A 17726-nucleotide genomic window follows, 5' to 3' on the forward strand; every position below is an offset into this window, starting at 1 on the left:
CGGACCTGACCAAGCACGCGGCGCCGCCCCAGCAGGTGGCAACCATCAAGCAGCCACCCGCCAAGCGGTCGGGCGGCGACCGCGGCATCATGATCGGCTCGCACATCGTGCTGATCTTCTGGTCGATCATCGTGATCCTGCCGCTGGTCTGGAGTTTCTTCTCCGCGACGCGGTCGACGAGTGAGATCTTCTCCGGCCCGTGGACGCTGCCGCACCATCTGTGGCACAACCTCAGCGCCAACTTCTCCTCGGCGTGGTCCGACTCCGGGCTGGGCAGGGACCTGCTGAACACCATCATCGTGGTCGGCGTCGCGCTGATCCTGGTGATGGCGCTGGGCTCGATGTGCGCGTATTCGCTCGCACGTTTCCCCTTCCGGGGCAGCCGGGCGATCTACTACCTGATCCTGGCCGGCAACACCTTCCCGATCTTCCTGGCGATCGTGCCGCTCTTCTTCGTGCTCAAGCACATCGGGCTGCTCAATACCTTCCCCGGGCTGATCCTGGCGTATGTCGCCTTCGCCTTCCCCTTCACGGTGTTCTTCCTCTACCCGTTCTTCCGGGCACTGCCCGGTGAGATCGCCGAGGCTGCCGAGCTGGACGGGGCAGGCGACTGGCGCACCTTCATCCAGGTGATGTTGCCGATGGCCAAGCCGGGCATCGCGGCCGTGGCGATCTTCAACTTCCTCGGCCTGTGGAACCAGTTCCTGCTGCCGGTGGCACTGAACACCAACCAGCACAACTACGTGCTGTCCCAGGGTATGTACAACTTCGTGTCCTCGGCCGGCTACGAAGTCAACTACGGCGCACTGTTCGCCGGTGTGGTGATCACCGTCGTACCCGTGCTGATTGCCTACATCATCTTCCAGCGGCAGCTGCAGGGTTCGCTGTCGCAGGGCACCATGAAGTAGTGGCAGCCTGTGTTCTGCCGGCGAAGGGCCGGTCCGATTTCACCGGACCGGCCCTTCTCTGGCAGAATCGTCCGAGCGCCGAAACGGTCCCGGCCCCCGCCGCAGGGGGAGTGCGACGGTGAGTTCCTCACCGGGCATGTGGCTCCACTCCGGACGGCGCACCCGGTTCACGAAAATGCGCGGGCGGCCTGCGGCGCCTGCGAGGAAGAAGCCCCACCATGCACAAGTTCGACGAGCTCGACGCTGCCCAGCTGCGCAGCGACGTTCCCGCCTTCCGCGCCGGTGACACCGTCAAGGTGCACGTCAAGGTCGTCGAGGGCAGCCGCTCTCGTGTCCAGGTCTTCCAGGGCGTCGTGATCCGTCGCCACGGCGGCGGCATCGGCGAGACCTTCACCGTTCGCAAGATCAGCTTCGGCGTCGGCGTCGAGCGCACCTTCCCGGTGCACACCCCGGCGATCGAGAAGATCGAGGTCGTCACCCGCGGTGACGTGCGTCGCGCCAAGCTCTACTACCTGCGCGAGCTGCGCGGCAAGGCCGCCAAGATCAAGGAGAAGCGCGACACGCCTGCCAAGCAGGCCTGAGCACGCTGCCCACCCGCATGACCGAAGGCGTGGCATCCCCGGCTGGGGATGCCACGCCTTCGTCATACCCGCAGGGCGGGCTCGGTGAGTCGCCCACACCCCGGCGCCGGCGCCAGTGGCTGATCGGGCTGCTCGTGGTCGTCGCCGCCGTCGTGCTGCTGCACGGCCTGGTGATCGAGACGTTCACGGTGCCCTCGGTGTCGATGGAGCCGACCCTGTCGCAGGGAGACCGGATCCTGGTCGACAAGTTGCACGCGCACCACGTCACCCGGGACGAGGTCGTGGTGTTCGACGGCACCGACGTCTTCGCGCACCCCGGCGACTTGCCGCCGTCCGGCTTCACCGGGTTCCTGCAGTCGGTGGGCGACGCCCTCGGCATACACCTGGGGGAGACGCTTTACGTCAAGCGGATCATCGGCCTCCCAGGCGACACGGTCAGCGTCGGTCGCGACGGCCGGCTGCGGATCGACGGCGTGCTGCGCGCCGAACCCTTCCTGCCGAAAGGTATGTCGTCCAGCAGCGTCCCGTTCACGGCGCGTGTCCCGGCCGGCCATGTGTTCGTCATGGGCGACAACCGGGCGGACTCGGAGGATTCCCGCGCGCACCTCGGCGACCCCGGCGGAGGGATGGTCCCGATCAGCGACATCGTCGGCAAGGTGGTCCTGCGCTACTGGCCGACAGGTTCGTGGGGGAAGATCCCAGCGTGACCGAACATCGACAGGGGGAGCCGCCCGCGGCGATCCGGTTGCCGCGTGTGCCGGTGGACACGGCGGCATGGCATGCCGACCCGCATTCCGAGCCGTCCGCGGCCGAAGGGAAGAGTACCGCCGTAGTCGGCGCCCAGCAGGCGGGCGACGGCGGCTGGCATCCGTTCCGGCTGCTGCGCGAGTTCGCGATCGTCGTGGTCGTGGCGCTGATCCTGTCGCTGCTGATCAAGACGTTCGTGGCGCAGTCGTTCTGGATCCCCTCGCAGTCGATGGAGAACACCCTGGTGCCCGGCGACCGGGTCGTCGTCTCCAAGTTCACTCCCGGCCTGTTCTCGCTCCAACGGGGGGACGTGGTCGTCTTCCACGATCCAGGCCACTGGCTGGACGAGCCGAACACCAAGCGCAGCGGCATCTCCGGCGCGGTCACCTCGGTGCTGCAGTTCGTCGGGCTCTACCCGTCCGGCGACGACGACCTGATCAAGCGGGTCATCGGGCTGCCCGGCGACCATGTGAAGTGCTGTAACACGCGGGGACAGATCACGGTCAACGGTGTCGCGCTCTCGGAGCCATATATTTACCCAGGCGGCGGCACCGACCAGCTGAAATTCTCGGTGACCGTCCCGGCCGGCCGGGTGTGGGTCATGGGTGACAACCGGGGTGACTCCTCCGACTCGCGATTCCACGACAACGGCACCGGCCAGACCGGTTCGGTGCCCGAGTCCGACATCGTCGGCCGGGCCGACATGATCGTCTGGCCCATCGATCGGATGGGCTGGCTGAGCAATTACTCCTCGACGTTCGACAAGGTGCCCAAACCATGAGCCAAGACCAGGACGAGACCGCGTTGCCGCCTGGCGCCATACCGGAGGACACCGAGCTGCCCAGAAGCAAGTCCCGGTGGGCGTTCGCGCGCGAGCTCGTGGTGATCGTCGCCATCGCGCTGGTGCTCAGCTTCCTGGTCAAGACGTTCCTTGCCCAGCCGTTCTACATCCCGTCGCAGTCGATGGAGAGCACGCTCGACGTCGGCGACCGCATCATCGTCAGCAAGTTCACCCCGCAGCACTCGCCGCTGCACCGCGGCGACGTCATCGTCTTCGAGGACCCCAAGACCTGGGGCGACACCCCGCACCACGAGTCGTGGTTCAAGCGCATCGTCAAGGACAGCCTGGTTTTCGTCGGCATCCTGCCCGGCGGCGGTGACCACCTGGTCAAGCGGATCATCGGGATGCCGGGTGACCATGTCGTGTGCTGCACCAAGACCGGCAAGCTGACGATCAACGGCGTCGCGATCACCGAGCCCTACGTCAACAAGGGGAACGTGCCGAGCGCCATGCCGTTCAACATCACGGTGCCGCCGAACGAGGTCTGGGTGATGGGCGACAACCGCGGTGACTCGGCCGACTCCCGTTTCCACGACGGCACCAGCGGCGGCAAGCTCGGCTCGGTGCCGATGTCGGACATCACCGGTCAGGTGGTGGCGATCGCCTGGCCGATCGACCGCATCCAGACGCTCAAGGGCTACAGCAACGTCTTCGCCAAGGTGCCGAAGCCGTCGTGACCACCCGAACCACCCGGCGTCCGCCGGCCCGTAGCACCACGCCCAGCCTGCGGGTGGAGCGAGCGCTGCAGCGGGACGGATACCGCCTGGTCGCCGGCATGGACGAAGTCGGCCGCGGAGCGCTGGCCGGGCCGGTGTCGGTCGGCGTGGTCGTGATCGATGAACACACCCGCACGGTGCCGCACGGTGTCAAGGACTCCAAGCTGCTCTCGCCGGCGGCCCGCGAGCGGATGGTGCCGGCCGTGCGGCGCTGGGCGACCGACTGCGCGGTCGGTCACGCGAGCGCCGCCGAGATCGACGCCGTCGGGATCATGGCGGCGCTGCGGCTGGCGGGGACGCGGGCGCTGGCGGCGCTGCGCGTCATACCGGACCTGATCGTGCTGGACGGCAACCACGACTGGCTGACCGACCCGGAACGGGACGGGCTGCTCGGGCTGATCGGCGAGGGGCCGCGCACCCCGCCGGTGACGACGCTGATCAAGGCGGACATGAAGTGCTCGTCCGTCGCGGCCGCGTCGGTGCTGGCCAAGGTGGAGCGCGACGGGATGCTGGTCGCGTTTCACGACGACTTCCCGCACTACAACTGGGCCGGGAACAAAGGATATTCAGCGCCCGACCACCTGGCCGCGATCAAGGCGCACGGGCCGTGTGAGCTGCACCGACGATCGTGGCACCCGTTCACCGGTCATGCGGACGCGGCGGTGCCGCCCGCGGCGGGTAGCGTTGGCAGTGGACCAGTCGAGAAGGAGTGGGCGTGAGCGCCGAGGACCTGGAGAAGTTCGAGACCGAGCAGGAGCTGGCGCTCTACCGCGAATACCGTGACGTGGTAGGGCTTTTCAGCCACGTGGTGGAGACCGAGCGACGCTTCTACTTGTGCAACGACGTCGACCTGCAGGTGCGCGGCGAAGGTGCTGGCGTCTACTTCGACGTGCGGATGAACGACGCGTGGGTGTGGGACGTCTACCGCACCGCACGGTTCGTGAAGAACGTGCGGGTGATCACCTTCAAGGACGTCAACGTCGAGGAGCTGCCGCCGCGGGAGATCGAACTCCCGGAGTGAGTGCGGGCCGGTTTCCACAACCCTGCCCTCCCGCGACCTGAAATCGGCGCCGTGCGGTCGCCGTGCACCACAGCGCCGGTCCACATCGCCTGAGCACACCCGAGGACCGGAGGCTGGGTCCCGGAGGTGGTGATGCGATGGCATCGACGCAACAGCCCGGCAGGCGCGAGTCACACGCGCGGACCCTGGACCGGCGCGAGGTCGGCGAGCTCGGCGAGGAGGAAGCCGCCCGCTATCTGCAGTTGCAGGGGCTGACGGTCATCGAACGCAACTGGCGCTGCCGCGAGGGTGAGATCGACATCGTCGCGCTCGACGACGTCGGCGACTGTCTCGTGGTTGTGGAGGTCAAGACCCGCTCATCGGAATACTTCGGGCGGGCGGTCCAGGCGGTCACGCCGGTGAAAGCACGCCGGTTGCGGGTGCTGGCCGCGCGCTGGCTCGCCGATCATCCGATCGCCACCACACGGGTGCGCATCGACGTGATCGGCGTGCTCGCGCCGCCCGGTCGGCCGCTGACGATCGAGCACCTGCAGGACGTCGGATGAGCGACCCACAAGGGCGTGGTCCCCAATGAGTCTGGGCAGGACGCGCAGCGTCGCGGTCACCGGCATTCACGGCTGCGTGGTCGAGGTGGAGGCGGACGTGTCACCGGGTCTGCCGACGTTCTACGTCAGCGGTATGCCGGACGCGTCCTGCAAACAGGCGCCCGACCGCATCCGCGCTGCCGCGAACAACTGTGATCTGGAGCTGCCGCGGCAGCGGATCACCGTCAATCTGTCACCGGCATCACTGCCGAAACACGGGTCGGGCTTCGACCTGGCGATCGCCGTCGCCGCACTCGCCTCCGGCGGCACGATCAAGCCCGAGCTGGTCAGCGCGGTGGTCCACCTCGGCGAGCTGGGGCTCGACGGGAGCGTGCGGCCCATCCAGGGAGTGCTGCCGGCGGTGCGGGCGGCCCAGCAGGCGGGCGCCCGCCGGGTTGTCGTGCCGGCGGCCAATGCCGCCGAGGCGTCACTGGTGCCGGACATCGAGGTGGTGCCGGCCGATTCGATCGCCACGCTCGTGGCGCGCTACCGCGCGCTGGCACGGGGCCGCCCCCTGCCCGAGCTGCCCGCCGTGCCGAAGCCGTGCGGGGCCGTCCGGACGGCACCAGACCTGGTGGACATCGTGGGGCAATCGGAGGCTCGCTACGCCCTGGAGGTCGCGGCAGCCGGCGGGCATCACCTGGCGATGATCGGGCCGCCGGGAGCCGGCAAGACGATGATCGCCGAGCGGCTGCCCGGCTTGCTGCCGCCGTTGACCCGAGAACAGTCGCTGGAAGTCACTGCCATCCACTCCGTGCTCGGCGCGCTGCCGGACCAGGTGCTGATCGAGCAGCCGCCGTTCGTCGCGCCACACCACGGTGCGTCGATGGCAGCCGTGATCGGCGGCGGATCGGGACGGGTGCGCCCGGGCGCGGTATCGCGGGCGCACCGGGGCGTGATGTTCCTGGATGAATGTCCGGAATTCCGGCGAGACGTGCTCGACGCGTTGCGGCAGCCGCTGGAGTCCGGCGAGGTGCGGGTGGCCCGTGCCGATCAGGTCGTCACCTTTCCGGCGCGGTTCCAGCTGGTGCTGGCGGCCAACCCGTGCCCGTGTGGGCAGAACTACGGCAAGGGGACGAAGTGCACCTGCGCACCACAGCGTCGCCGCGACTATCTCAGCCGTATGTCGGGGCCGTTGCTCGACCGCGTCGACGTGCAACTGACCATGCTGCCGGTCACCCGGGCGTCCCTCGCCGGACCCCGCGGGGAATCCAGCGCGCAGGTCGCCGAACGGGTCGTGGCCGCCCGCCGGCGGCAGGCCGAGCGATGGGCACCGCTGGGCTACGCGCGCAACGGTGAGGTGCCGGGCACGCGGCTACGCAATGGCGAGTGGCGGCTCTCCGCAGCGGACACGCGGGGGCTGGACCAGGCGATGGAGCTCGGCCAGCTGACGCTGCGGGGCTATGACCGGTGTCTGCGGGTCGCCTGGACGATCAGCGACCTGGACGGCGCCCAGCGTCCCGGGTTCCGGCAGGTCGAGGAGGCTCGCGGGTTGCGGGCGGGGAGTGCGGCAGCATGAACGATGACGCTCGGCGCGTCGACCGGCCGGATCTGTGTGGCAGCCGGGACGCGCAACTCGCGGTGCGGCTCGCGCTCGCAGCCACCGTCGAGCCGGAGGACAGGACGATGCTGCCGCGGTTGCGCGGACTCGACCCGTTCACCGCGTGGCAGCTGGTGCGCACCGACGCCGGCGGAAAGTTCACGCGCGCGGCTGCGCGTGCGAGGGCGCTCCGGATCGACGCGATCGTCGAGCGGACCGCCGAGGTGGGAGCGCGCCTCGTCATACCAGGGGATGCCGAATGGCCTTCTGGTCTGGACGATCTGGAGCATCCGCCGTTCTGCTTGTGGGTGTCCGGCTCGGCGACGTTGAGCGATGCGTGCACCCGCAGCGTTTCGATGGTGGGTGCGCGGGCGGCGACGGCATATGGCACCCAGGTGTCGGGGGAGCTGGCGTATGGGCTGAGCCGGCGCGGCTTCACGATCGTGTCCGGTGGTGCACACGGCATCGACACGGCCAGTCATCGTGGGGCGCTCGCGGCGGGCGGGTGCACGATCGCCGCAATGGCCTGCGGCGTGGACATCGCCTACCCCGTCGCGAACACCGGGCTGTTGCAGCAGATCGAGCAGAACGGGCTGGTCGTCACCGAGTTGCCGCCCGGTTCGGCGCCGCAGAAGCAGCGCTTCCTGTCGCGCAACCGGCTGATCGCCGCGCTCACTCCGGGCACGATCGTGGTCGAAGCGGGGTTGCGCAGCGGCTCCCGGTCGACGGCGACCGCCGCGGCACGGCTGGGGCGGCTGCTGGCGGCCGTGCCCGGGCCGGTGACGAGTCCGGCGAGTGCCGGGCCGCACCAGTTGATCCGTGACTGCGGTGCCGCGCTGGTCACCGACGTCGACGAGTGCGCCGAGCTCCTCGGAGTGATCGGGCAGGACCTGGCCGAGCCCAAACGCGCGCAGCCGACCGCGTTCGACGCGCTGGACGAGCCCGACCGGCGGCTGCTCGACGCGATGCCGGTGGTACGCGGCACGTCCGCCGACCGGCTGGCGGTCAGCGCCGGGCTCACCGCACGGGAAGTGACCCGCGGGCTGGCCGCGCTGCACTCGGCCGGGCTGGCCGAACGGATCGAGTCCGGGTGGCGCCGCACCCGGGAGGTACCGGCAAGAGAACGCCGATGAGTTGGAAGGAGGCGCGTGTTGCAGCGATGTAGTCAGCCACGGCGGCGGTTAACCTGAAGGGGTCGTGGCCACACACAGCGAACTCCTCGATCAGCCGGTCGTCGCCGCCTACGAGCGACACCTGCGGTCCGAGCGAGGCCGCTCGCCGCACACGGTGCGCGGCTACCTCGCCGACCTGCACGATCTGGCCGACCGGCTGGGCGAGACCGGGGTTGATTCGTGGGACGACGTCACGCTGGCCGATCTGCGCTCCTGGCTGGCTGCGCTGGACGCGGCCGGGGCAAGCCGGGCCACCCTGGCACGCAGGTCGGCGGCCGCCCGTGGGTTCTTCGCCTGGGCGCAGCGCACGGGCGCCATACCGGCTAATCCGGCGCAGCGGCTGGTCGCACCGAAACGGGTCAAGACGCTGCCTGACGTGTTGCGGCAGGATCAGGCAACGGCGCTGCTCGACCTGGCCGCCGTGGCGGCCGACGACGCCGACCCCGTGCACACGCGCGACCGGGCGATGCTGGAACTGTTGTATGCCAGCGGGATTCGGGTGGCCGAGCTGGTCGGGCTGGACGTCGACGACGTGGATCGCACCGACCTGCTGATGCGCGTCATCGGCAAGGGCGACAAGGAGCGGACCGTGCCGTTCGGGCGACCGGCGGCCGAGGCGCTCGAGATCTGGCTGCAGTCAGGGCGACCGCAACTCGTCCGGCCTGCGTCGGGGGCGGCGCTCTTCCTGGGTGCGCGTGGCCGCCGCATCGACCCCCGGGCGGTGCGCTCAGTGGTGCACCGGCTGCTGCACGAAACACCGGGCGCACCAGACCTCGGCCCGCACGGGCTGCGGCACAGCGCGGCAACCCACTTGATCGAGGGCGGCGCCGACATACGGCTCGTGCAGGAGCTCCTCGGGCACGCCAGCCTCGCGACCACGCAGGTCTATACCCACGTGTCGGTGGAGCGGTTGCGCCGGTCCTTCAGCCAGGCGCATCCGCGTGCCTGACACCAGCGGGCACCACCCCGAGCAGGGGACCCGGCGGGAACGACGGGACCGGGCGGGTAGGGGAGCGCACCGGGCGGCCGTGCCGCCGCGGCCCCGGCATACGGCCGACCAGCAGCCGGCCCGACTGGTGCGCGCGGTGGTGGTTGCGGTCGTGGTGCTCGCCCTCGGAAGTGCGCTGCTGGGCTACCTGCTGCACGGCCGGGGAAGCACGTCGGCGGGCGCGCAATCCACCAGGTCGAGCAGCTCCTCCAGTACGGCGCCCGCGTCGGCCCCGCGGCTGACGAGCACGACGAGCCCGGTCACCCGGTCGTCGAGCACCACCGCGCGCCCGACGACGGCCGCCGTCCCAGCACACGGCAACGGCCGGTTCAACCCGGTGACGGTGCCGCAGACGACCACTGCGCGCACCGGGCGGGTCGTCACCTATGCGCTGAGCGTCGAAGGAGGCATGGGCGCCGACCCTGCGGCGGTCGCCAAGGCATTCGGCAGCGCTCTGCTGGACCGGCGCGGCTGGCAAGGTGTCGACCACGTCCGCTTCGTGCAGATGACGCATGCGGCACTGGCCAAGGGCACCAAGCCCGAGATGGTGGTGCTGGTCGCGAGTCCCGACCAGGTGAAGAAGCTCTGCGCGCCGCTGCCGACCCACGGGGACACCTCGTGCGACACCAGCGAGCACGTCGTCCTCAACTACAAGCTGTGGACGACCGGGGTGCCCTATTTCGCGGGCCACGTCGACGAATACCGCGAGTACATGGTCAACCACGAGGTGGGTCACGCGCTGGGGCACGGCCACCAGCAGTGCTCGGCGAAGGGTGCCTACGCGCCGGTCATGCAGCAGCAGACGCTCGACCTGCAGGGATGCAAACCCTGGCCCTGGCCCAAGCGCCCCAATGCGCAGGGGCAGGCCTGACGAGTCAGCCGAGCGGCAACAGACGCACTCGGCGAACCTCCACCAGTTTCAACGGATCCCGGTATTCGTCCGGGCCGACGAGCAGGCCCCAGTGCAGACACGGCTGCGACCCGCAGTGCGTGCCTGCCTCCACGCTGCCGAGGCGATCGCCGCGCGACTCCACGGTGCCTTTCGGGTCGCGGTCGGTGACCGGCTCGTAGGTCGTCCGCCGCCCGTCGGCGTGCTGTATGGCGAGGACCCCGCGCCCCGCGATCACCCCGGAGAAGGAGACCGTGCCGGCACCGGCGGCGAGCACCGGCTGCCCGACAGTTGCCGACAGGTCCACCCCTCGGTGTCCGGCCGCCCACGGTTGCGGGGGCGGCTCGAACCCACGCAGGACGGCCGGCTTCGGCTGCAGCGGCCACCCGAACCCGGTTGCCGGAGCGGTCGTCGAACTGCCGGGGCCAGCAGCACCGCCACCGAACGCCCCACTCGCTGCCATGACGAAGGCCGCGACAGCGCGCCATACATTCCTCATGTCCGCAGGTTGCGGCCCACGGCGCAGCCCGGCCAGTGCACTCCGGCCCGCCTGTGGGCACCGCGCTGGGCCCGGCCGGGTTGTGGACAGCAGTCAGGCGGGGGAGCCGAGCCGGGCCAGGCGAGCTGCGGCCTCGGTCAGCACCTCCGGGCGCTTGCAGAACGCGAAGCGCACGAGGGTGCGCGCCAGGTCGGGGTCGTCGCAGAAGACCGACACCGGCACCCCGACGACGCCCGCGAGTTCGGGCAGCTGCCAACAGAATTCGAGCGCGTCCGTCGCCCCGAGCGGCGACACGTCGGCGATCGCGAAGTAGGTCGCCTGCGGCTGGCTCACCGTGAGGCCGGCCCCGCGCAACCCGCGCGTCAGAATGTCGCGCCCGGCTTGCAGCGTCCCCGCCACCGACGCGAAGACCTCGTCGGGCAAGGCCAGCCCGGTCGCGACCGCAGGCTGGAAGGGGCCGCTGCCGACATACGTCAGGAACTGCTTGACCGTGGCGCACGCGGTCACCAGCTCTGCCGGTCCGCTCAGCCAGCCCACCTTCCACCCGGTCGCCGAGAACGTCTTGCCGCCCGAGCCGATGGTGAGCGTTCGCTCGAACATGCCGGGCAGCGTCGCCATCGGCACATGCGAAAACCCGTCGAACACAAGGTGTTCGTATACCTCGTCGGTGACCACGATGGCGTCGTGCTCGCGGGCGAGGCCGGCGATCAGCTCGAGCTCGGCACGGGTGAAGACCTTGCCGGTCGGGTTGTGCGGAGTGTTGAGCAGCACGATCCGGGTCCGGTCGGAGAACGCCGCGCGCAGCGACTCCTCGTCGATGGCGAAGTCGGGAAATCGCAGCGGGCTGGTGCGCCGGGCGGCCCCGGCGAGCGCAATCGTCGCGGCATACGAGTCGTAGTAGGGCTCGAACGTCACCACCTCGTCGCCGGGTTCGCACAGCGCGAGCACCGCGGACGCGATCGCCTCGGTCGCGCCGACGGTCACGAGCACCTGGGTGTCGGCGTCGAGCGTCAGGTCGTAGAACCGCCGCTGGTGCGCGGCGATCGCCTGGCGCAATTCGGGTATGCCGCGCGCCGGCGGATACTGGTTGCGGCCGTTCGCGATCGCGTCACGCGCCGCGTCCAGTACCTCGGCGGGCCCGTCGGTGTCCGGGAATCCCTGGCCGAGGTTGATCGCGCCGGTGCGTGCGGCAAGTGCTGACATCTCTCCGAAGATCGTCGCGCCGAAGCCCTGCATCCGCTCGATGAGTTGCGTGTCCATAGACCGATCACGCTAGTCCCGGCGCGTCCGGCGTGTCGCCCGCGTCGGCAATGTGCCCCAGTTGACGCCAGATCAGCACCAGGGTAATGCCGGAACCGACGAAGGCGAACCAGAACGGCGCGGCCAGCCCCCATTGATGCGCGATCCAGCCGCCGAGCGCCTGGCCGACGAGCACCCCGCCGGTGAAGCTGAAGACGTAGACGCTGCCGACCCGCCCCTGCAGCTCCATCGGCACCGCGCGCTGCCGGATCGTCTGCCCGATGGTGCCCCATACGAACGCATAGGCGCCGAAGACGACCATGATCGCCATCGCCACCCACGGGATCGTTGTGAGCGCCAGCGACAGGTGCATCAGCACCTCGAGCGTCAGGCACGTCTTCATCAGCGTGGCCAGCGGCACCCGCCGCTCCAGCCAGTCGTAGCTGACGGTCCCAATCAGGCCGCCGATGGCGATCATGGTGGTCAGTAGTCCGTAGCCGATCGTGCCGATGTGCAGCCGGTCCAGCGCCCAGAGCACCAGCACCGACCAGGCGGCGCCCCAGGTGAGGTTGAAGACCAGGATGATCAGCGCGAGGGTCCGCACGGCCGCGTTGTCCAGCAGCCAGCGGATCCCTTCGCGGATGTCGCGCACGATGTGCTCGTCGACGACCTCTCGCACGCCGCCGCGCGGTGTCGCGATCCGCGAGATCAGCACCACCCCGAGCGCGACGGCGACGGCTTGGATGCCGAACGGCAGGACGTGCCCCGCCGCGAAGAGGAACGCCCCAATGGGCGGCCCGGCCAGCTGGTTGGCGGTCAGGAAGCCGGCCTGCAGCCGCGCGTTGCCGATGCCCAGGTCGGCGCGGGAGACCAGCATCGGCAGGAGGGTGCGGGACGCTGAGTCCGAGAAGACCTCCGCGGTGCCGGCGGCGAACATCGCGGCATACACCCACCCGATCGTGACGTGCCCGGTGGCGATGACGAAGCACAAACCGAGGATCACCAGTGCGCGCAGGGCGTCCGCCAGCATCACGGTCCGGCGCCGGTCCAGCCGGTCGGCAAGCGCCCCGGCATACAGGCCGAAAAGCAGTTGGGGCAGGCGATCGAGGATCGCGGCCAGCGCGACCAGGAAGGCGTTGTGCGTCTGCGACGCGACCAGCAGCGGTCCGGCTGCGAGCGCGATGCCGTCGCCGACGTTGGACACCCACGACGATGCGAGCAGGTAGCGGAAGCTGCGTCCCATCCGCGTGGGTGCGACGGCTTCCAGAACTGTGCTCACAAGTCATTGACAGTAGCGAGGGTGTGGCACCGGGGCGACTCGATTTCGTGGCTGCAGCGAACGGCCGTACGATGGTGCTACGGCCCAGTCTCACCGCTGGGTCGAATTCGCGCGTCTCATGCCGGCGACTCACCTGTGGGCCGTATGCCGGGGCGGATCCGCCAGTCCGACTGTCCCTCCTGGGGCAGGTGGTCCGGAGCCGTCGGGATGCCAGGTTTGCGGTTGCGTCATACCGGCGCGATCGCGAAAGACAACTGGAAACTCCACGATAGAGAGGACTTCGGCATGGCCGTCGTCACCACCCGCCAGCTCCTGGAGAGCGGCGTCCACTTCGGGCACCAGACCCGGCGCTGGAACCCCAAGATGAAGCGCTTCATCCTCACCGAGCGCAACGGCATCTACATCATCGACCTGCAGCAGTCGCTGACCTACATCAACGACGCGTTCGAGTTCATCAAGCAGACCGTCTCCCACGGCGGCACCATCCTGTTCGTCGGCACCAAGAAGCAGGCGCAGGAGTCGATCCAGGAGCAGGCCACCCGCGTGGGCATGCCCTACGTCAACCACCGCTGGCTCGGCGGCATGCTGACCAACTTCAACACCGTGCACAAGCGTCTGGCGCGGCTGAAGGAGCTCGAGGAGATCGACTACGACGACGTCGCCGGCTCGGGCCGCACCAAGAAGGAACTCCTCGTCCTCAAGCGCGAGAAGGACAAGCTGGAGCGCACCCTCGGCGGCATCCGCGACATGGCCAAGGTGCCCTCGGCCGTGTGGGTCGTCGACACCAAGAAGGAGCACCTCGCGGTCACCGAGGCGCGCAAGCTGAACATCCCGGTCATCGCGATCCTGGACACCAACTGCGACCCGGACGAGGTCGACTACAAGATCCCGGGCAACGACGACGCGATCCGTTCCGTCACGCTGCTGACCCGGGTGGTCGCCGATGCCGTCGCCGAGGGTCTGATCGCCCGCGCCGGTGGCAGCTCGGACGACGCCGAGGCCGCCGAGCCCATGGCCGAGTGGGAGCGCGAGTTGCTGGCTTCCGAGGACGCCGCAGACAAGACCGACGTCGAGACCGGCCCGACCTCCGTCATGGAGGCCGCGGATGCGACCGCAGCTGCGGACGTCGTCGACCCGGCCGAGCAGGCCGCTGTCGCCGAGGCGACCGAGAAGACTGCCGAAGAGATCGCCGAAGCCTGATTTTCGCCGCGCCCGTCGCGTCGTGCGTGCACGACGCGACGGGCGCAGCCATGGGTATGACGCGGCTCGCGCCATACCCGACAGAACTTTCGACCACGTTCGCGAAGGAGCGAAGCACACACATGGCCAACTACACCGCCCAGGACATCAAGGCGCTGCGCGAGCAGACCGGTGCCGGCATGCTCGACGTCAAGAAGGCGCTCGACGAGGCCGACGGCGACAAGGCCAAGGCCACCGAGATCCTGCGGGTCAAGGGCCTCAAGGGCGTCACCAAGCGGGAGGGCCGCACCACGGCCAACGGTCTGGTCGCCGCGAAGGTCGAGCCGGGCGTCGGCACGCTGCTGGAGGTCAACTGCGAGACCGACTTCGTCGCCAAGGGCGAGAAGTTCATCGCGCTGGCCGACCAGGTCCTCACGCAGGCGGTCGCCAGCAAGGCGAGCGACGCGCAGGCGCTGCTGGCGTCCTCGGTCGACGACGGCACCGTGCAGGACCTGATCGACGGCGCCGGCGCCACCATCGGCGAGAAGATCGAGGTGCGCCGGGTCGGCCGCCTCGAGGGTGAGACCGTTGTGTCCTACCTGCACAAGACCAGCCCCGACCTGCCCGCGCAGATCGGTGTCCTGGTTGCGGTCAAGGGCGGCGACGAGGTCGTGGCTCGCGACATCGCGATGCACATCGCCGCGTTCAGCCCGACCGTGCTGACCCGCGACGACGTCGACCCGGAGACCGTCGCCAACGAGCGCCGCGTCGCCGAAGCCACCGCCAAAGAAGAGGGCAAGCCCGAGGCCGCGCTGCCGAAGATCGTCGAAGGCCGCGTCAACGGCTACTTCAAGGAGAACGTCCTGCTCGAGCAGCCGTTCGCGAAGGACTCCAAGAAGACCGTCGCCAAGGTTGCCGAGGAGGCGGGCGCCGAGGTGACCGGCTTCCTGCGCTTCAAGGTCGGGATCTGACCAAACACGCAGCGGAGGTTGGCAACGCCGCGACGAAGGAGCGAAGTTGCCGGCCGAAGCGGAGTGTGCGGCAGATGCCCATTCAACTTGGGATCTAACCCACCCCTTGATTGAGCGGACCACATCCGCAACGAGCGGACCACATATCGCAGGCCGATATGTGGTCCGCTCGTGACATAAGTGGTCCGCTCGATCAGGGCGGCGGCTCCGAAGTATGCCGGGAGCGGTGACTGCAAGCCGCTAGCGTGGCGGGCGTGAGCAACGTCGTCGTGGCCGCCGCGGTGGTGGTTCTGCTGGCGCTGCCGGTGGCGGCGCTGGTCTGGTGGGCGCGCCGGCACCGCGGCATGGGCAGTGAGGCCGACCGGGCGACGCTGCGGAGCCTGCACGCGGCCAACCGGGCCGGGCGTGCCTTGCGTGAGGGGCTCAGCCAGTCATCGGCGGAGCGGGCGGTGCGATCCCTGCGCCCACTGCTAACCGCTCCCGTCGTCGCGCTGAGCGACGGACGAACCGTGCTCGGCTGGGATGGCGACGGCGAGAGCCACCGCGCCGGCGAAAGTCACAGCGGCGACGTCCTTGCCGCTGCGCGAGCATCCCTCGATGACGGCCGGGCACGGGTGGACCGCGTGCGCTGCTCCGACCCGCGGTGTCGGCTGCGCGCGGTGATTTCGGTGCCGCTGGTCGTGGACGGGTCCCGCATCGGGTCGTTGCACGCGGTCGACACCGCGGCACGCGCGCCGCTGATCAAGGCGACCCACGAGGTGGCCGTGTGGATCAGCGGGCAGCTGGAACTTGCCGAGGTCGACCGCCGCCGGTCCGGGGTGGCGGAGGCGGAGCTGCGGGCGTTGCGTGCGCAGATCTCCCCACACTTCATCTACAACGCCTTGACCACCATCGCCGCGTTCGTGCGCACCGACCCCGACCAGGCGCGCGAACTCCTGCTGGAATTTGCCGATTTCACCCGCTACTCCTTCCGCCGGCACGGCGAATACACGGCGCTCGCCGACGAGCTGCAGGCGATCGAGCAGTACCTCACCCTGGAGCGGGCGCGCTTCGGTGACCGGCTGCGGGTCACCCTGCGCATCGCGCCGGACTGCCTGACGGTGATGGTGCCTTACCTGTCGCTGCAGCCTGTCGTAGAGAACGCCGTGCGGCACGGACTGGAGCCGAAGTCGGCGCCGGGTCACATCGTCGTCGAAGCGCTCTCCGACGGAGCAGACGTGCTGATCTCGGTCGAGGACGACGGCGTCGGCGAGGATCCAGATCGCATCCAGGCCGCGCTCGACGGTGTTGCGCACGCGGATTCGATCGGCCTGTCGAACGTCGACCTGCGGTTGCGGGCGACGTTCGGCGAGCGCTACGGGCTGGTCGTCGAGACTGCGCCCGGCGAGGGCACCCGGGTGCTGATGCGGGTGCCGCGGTTTGCGGCCAGAGCGCACGCGGGCGAGGCCCCTGCTCACTAAGCTGGGTGTATGCCAGACCACCTGCGGGTGCTCGTCGTCGATGACGAGCCCCCGGCACGCGGCGAGCTGGCCTACATGATCGGCCGGCTCGACTCGGTCGCATCGGTGCAGGCCGTCGGTTCCGGCATCGATGCCCTGCGGGCGCTGGAGTCGACGGTGTTCGACGCCGTCTTCCTGGACATCGCGATGCCCGGCCTGAGCGGGCTGGACCTGGCCCGGGTGCTTGCCCGCTTCGAGACCCCGCCTGCGGTCGTGTTCGTGACGGCGCACGACGAGCATGCCGTGGCGGCGTTCGAGCTGGACGCGGTCGACTACCTTCTCAAACCGGTGCGGGAGGCCCGCGTCCGCGAGGCGGTGCGCCGGGTGCTGGCCCACGACATACCTGCGCCACCGGCGGCGACCGACCTGACCATTCCGGTCGAGCTCGGGGGAGTGACCCGGTTCGTACGACGCTCCGACATCCACTTCGTGGAGGCCCACGGCGACTATGTCCGGTTGCACACCGCCGACGGCGCCCACCTGGTGCGGCTGTCGCTCGGCAACCTCGAACGCGACTGGGCGGACGCCGGTTTCCTGCGCATCCACCGCAGCTATCTCGTCTGCGTCCGGCACATCACCGAACTGCGCCAGCACGACCAGCGGTGCATCGTGGTCATCGACGGACACGAACTCGAGGTGAGCCGCAGGAGGACGCGCGACCTGAAGGACGTGCTGCTGCACGGCACCAGTGGGGGCGGCTCGTGACCACCCCGTCGGGCCGGCGGGTGCGGGTCGAGCGCCGTCGCGGCGCCGGCACGGAGGCGACCGCGATGAGCCGGGAGATCGACGCGCAGTCGCAACTCGGCGAGGCGCTGCTGCGGTCGCTGATGCGCGCGCAGCTGCGACTGGCGGCCGTCGTCCTGCTGTTACTCGCGGGCACCGTCGGCGCGCTGCCGCTGATCTTCGTGCTGGTCCCGGTGACCCGGCGCGCGCACCTGCTCGGCATACCGCTGCCCTGGCTGCTCCTGGGCCTGCTGGTCTATCCGGTGCTGCTCGGGCTCGGCTGGTTCTACGTGCGGTATGCCGAGCGCAACGAGGCCGGGTTCGTTCGCCTGCTCGATCGCGAATGACGT

At 69.6% G+C, this 17726-nt stretch carries 20 protein-coding genes; 17 read left to right on the forward strand and 3 right to left on the reverse strand.

Annotated features, from left to right (window positions below; genetic code table 11):
- Positions 1-5 precede the first annotated feature (5 nt).
- The 12 genes from EFY87_RS04935 (at position 6) to EFY87_RS04990 (ending at position 9969) form a co-directional block, all read left to right on the forward strand.
- Positions 6-908 (forward strand): carbohydrate ABC transporter permease, encoded by a 903-nt coding sequence (locus tag EFY87_RS04935; protein ID WP_425459354.1) that lies wholly within the window; start codon positions 6-8, stop codon positions 906-908.
- Positions 909-1126: 218 nt separating this feature from the next.
- The gene (gene rplS / locus EFY87_RS04940) at positions 1127-1489 is read left to right on the forward strand and encodes a 50S ribosomal protein L19 (RefSeq protein WP_123270358.1); all 363 of its coding nucleotides are present in this window, start codon (positions 1127-1129) and stop codon (positions 1487-1489) included.
- Between the two features lie 17 nt (positions 1490-1506).
- The gene (lepB, locus tag EFY87_RS04945) at positions 1507-2196 is read left to right on the forward strand and encodes a signal peptidase I (protein ID WP_123270359.1); all 690 of its coding nucleotides are present in this window, start codon (positions 1507-1509) and stop codon (positions 2194-2196) included.
- Positions 2193-3017: a signal peptidase I gene (gene lepB / locus EFY87_RS04950; protein WP_245988440.1), complete on the forward strand. Its 825-nt coding sequence runs from the start codon at positions 2193-2195 to the stop codon at positions 3015-3017. The genes lepB (EFY87_RS04945) and lepB (EFY87_RS04950) overlap by 4 nt, the downstream gene beginning before the upstream one ends.
- Positions 3014-3754 carry a signal peptidase I gene (gene lepB, locus EFY87_RS04955; protein ID WP_123270360.1) on the forward strand — a complete coding sequence of 247 codons (741 nt, stop codon included), beginning with the start codon at positions 3014-3016 and terminating at the stop codon, positions 3752-3754. Before lepB (EFY87_RS04950) ends, lepB (EFY87_RS04955) begins: the two co-directional genes overlap by 4 nt.
- Positions 3751-4512 (forward strand): ribonuclease HII, encoded by a 762-nt coding sequence (locus EFY87_RS04960; protein ID WP_245988442.1) that lies wholly within the window; start codon positions 3751-3753, stop codon positions 4510-4512. Before lepB (EFY87_RS04955) ends, EFY87_RS04960 begins: the two co-directional genes overlap by 4 nt.
- Entirely contained in the window at positions 4509-4814 is a 306-nt protein-coding gene (locus EFY87_RS04965) for a DUF2469 domain-containing protein (protein WP_123270501.1), read from the forward strand. The genes EFY87_RS04960 and EFY87_RS04965 overlap by 4 nt, the downstream gene beginning before the upstream one ends.
- Before the next feature lie 137 nt (positions 4815-4951).
- Positions 4952-5359, forward strand: coding sequence for a YraN family protein (locus tag EFY87_RS04970; protein ID WP_123270361.1), 408 nt, complete (start codon positions 4952-4954; stop codon positions 5357-5359).
- Between the two features lie 25 nt (positions 5360-5384).
- Entirely contained in the window at positions 5385-6917 is a 1533-nt protein-coding gene (locus tag EFY87_RS04975; protein ID WP_123270362.1) for a YifB family Mg chelatase-like AAA ATPase, read from the forward strand.
- The gene (gene dprA / locus EFY87_RS04980; protein WP_123270363.1) at positions 6914-8071 is read left to right on the forward strand and encodes a DNA-processing protein DprA; all 1158 of its coding nucleotides are present in this window, start codon (positions 6914-6916) and stop codon (positions 8069-8071) included. Before EFY87_RS04975 ends, dprA begins: the two co-directional genes overlap by 4 nt.
- 64 nt (positions 8072-8135) lie before the next feature.
- On the forward strand, positions 8136-9059 hold the full coding sequence (locus tag EFY87_RS04985) for a tyrosine recombinase XerC (RefSeq protein ID WP_123270364.1): 924 nt from the start codon (positions 8136-8138) through the stop codon (positions 9057-9059).
- The gene (locus EFY87_RS04990) at positions 9052-9969 is read left to right on the forward strand and encodes a DUF3152 domain-containing protein (protein WP_158607513.1); all 918 of its coding nucleotides are present in this window, start codon (positions 9052-9054) and stop codon (positions 9967-9969) included. The genes EFY87_RS04985 and EFY87_RS04990 overlap by 8 nt, the downstream gene beginning before the upstream one ends.
- 4 nt (positions 9970-9973) lie before the next feature.
- Here the strand turns inward: EFY87_RS04990 and EFY87_RS04995 are convergent, their stop codons facing one another.
- The 3 genes from EFY87_RS04995 to EFY87_RS05005 all read right to left on the reverse strand — a co-directional run bounded on the left by EFY87_RS04995 (position 9974) and on the right by EFY87_RS05005 (position 13004).
- A complete protein-coding gene (locus EFY87_RS04995) occupies positions 9974-10486 on the reverse strand; it encodes a M23 family metallopeptidase (protein ID WP_123270366.1) in 513 nt (170 codons plus the stop codon).
- A gap of 93 nt (positions 10487-10579) precedes the next feature.
- Positions 10580-11746 (reverse strand): pyridoxal phosphate-dependent aminotransferase, encoded by a 1167-nt coding sequence (locus EFY87_RS05000; RefSeq protein WP_123270367.1) that lies wholly within the window; start codon positions 11744-11746, stop codon positions 10580-10582.
- 7 nt (positions 11747-11753) lie between these two features.
- The gene (locus EFY87_RS05005; RefSeq protein ID WP_245988444.1) at positions 11754-13004 is read right to left on the reverse strand and encodes an MFS transporter; all 1251 of its coding nucleotides are present in this window, start codon (positions 13002-13004) and stop codon (positions 11754-11756) included.
- 285 nt (positions 13005-13289) lie between these two features.
- Between EFY87_RS05005 and rpsB the strand changes: the two genes are divergently transcribed.
- The 5 genes from rpsB to EFY87_RS05030 all read left to right on the forward strand — a co-directional run bounded on the left by rpsB (position 13290) and on the right by EFY87_RS05030 (position 17723).
- Positions 13290-14204, forward strand: coding sequence for a 30S ribosomal protein S2 (gene rpsB, locus EFY87_RS05010; RefSeq protein ID WP_123270369.1), 915 nt, complete (start codon positions 13290-13292; stop codon positions 14202-14204).
- 122 nt (positions 14205-14326) lie between these two features.
- A complete protein-coding gene (tsf, locus tag EFY87_RS05015) occupies positions 14327-15154 on the forward strand; it encodes a translation elongation factor Ts (RefSeq protein ID WP_123270502.1) in 828 nt (275 codons plus the stop codon).
- A 254-nt stretch (positions 15155-15408) separates the two neighbouring features.
- Complete coding sequence (locus EFY87_RS05020) at positions 15409-16614, forward strand: sensor histidine kinase (protein ID WP_245988446.1); 1206 nt, start codon at positions 15409-15411, stop codon at positions 16612-16614.
- Between the two features lie 9 nt (positions 16615-16623).
- On the forward strand, positions 16624-17358 hold the full coding sequence (locus EFY87_RS05025; RefSeq protein WP_123270370.1) for a LytR/AlgR family response regulator transcription factor: 735 nt from the start codon (positions 16624-16626) through the stop codon (positions 17356-17358).
- On the forward strand, positions 17355-17723 hold the full coding sequence (locus EFY87_RS05030) for a hypothetical protein (protein WP_123270371.1): 369 nt from the start codon (positions 17355-17357) through the stop codon (positions 17721-17723). The genes EFY87_RS05025 and EFY87_RS05030 overlap by 4 nt, the downstream gene beginning before the upstream one ends.
- The last annotated feature ends 3 nt before the right edge of the window (positions 17724-17726 follow it).

The sequence above is a fragment of the Flexivirga caeni genome, from assembly GCF_003724155.1.
Classification (GTDB): Bacteria; Actinomycetota; Actinomycetes; order Actinomycetales; family Dermatophilaceae; genus Flexivirga; species Flexivirga caeni.

Bases quoted from the DNA above. Each gene is read 5' to 3' on its own strand.
- rplS (WP_123270358.1), top strand. From the start codon at position 1,127: ATGCACAAGTTCGACGAGCTCGACGCTGCCCAGCTGCGCAGCGACGTT.
- EFY87_RS04995 (WP_123270366.1), bottom strand. From the start codon at position 10,486: ATGAGGAATGTATGGCGCGCTGTCGCGGCCTTCGTCATGGCAGCGAGT.
- EFY87_RS05000 (WP_123270367.1), bottom strand. From the start codon at position 11,746: ATGGACACGCAACTCATCGAGCGGATGCAGGGCTTCGGCGCGACGATC.
- dprA (WP_123270363.1), top strand. From the start codon at position 6,914: ATGAACGATGACGCTCGGCGCGTCGACCGGCCGGATCTGTGTGGCAGC.
- EFY87_RS05025 (WP_123270370.1), top strand. From the start codon at position 16,624: ATGCCAGACCACCTGCGGGTGCTCGTCGTCGATGACGAGCCCCCGGCA.
- rpsB (WP_123270369.1), top strand. From the start codon at position 13,290: ATGGCCGTCGTCACCACCCGCCAGCTCCTGGAGAGCGGCGTCCACTTC.
- tsf (WP_123270502.1), top strand. From the start codon at position 14,327: ATGGCCAACTACACCGCCCAGGACATCAAGGCGCTGCGCGAGCAGACC.
- EFY87_RS04975 (WP_123270362.1), top strand. From the start codon at position 5,385: ATGAGTCTGGGCAGGACGCGCAGCGTCGCGGTCACCGGCATTCACGGC.
- lepB (WP_123270359.1), top strand. From the start codon at position 1,507: ATGACCGAAGGCGTGGCATCCCCGGCTGGGGATGCCACGCCTTCGTCA.
- lepB (WP_123270360.1), top strand. From the start codon at position 3,014: ATGAGCCAAGACCAGGACGAGACCGCGTTGCCGCCTGGCGCCATACCG.
- EFY87_RS04970 (WP_123270361.1), top strand. From the start codon at position 4,952: ATGGCATCGACGCAACAGCCCGGCAGGCGCGAGTCACACGCGCGGACC.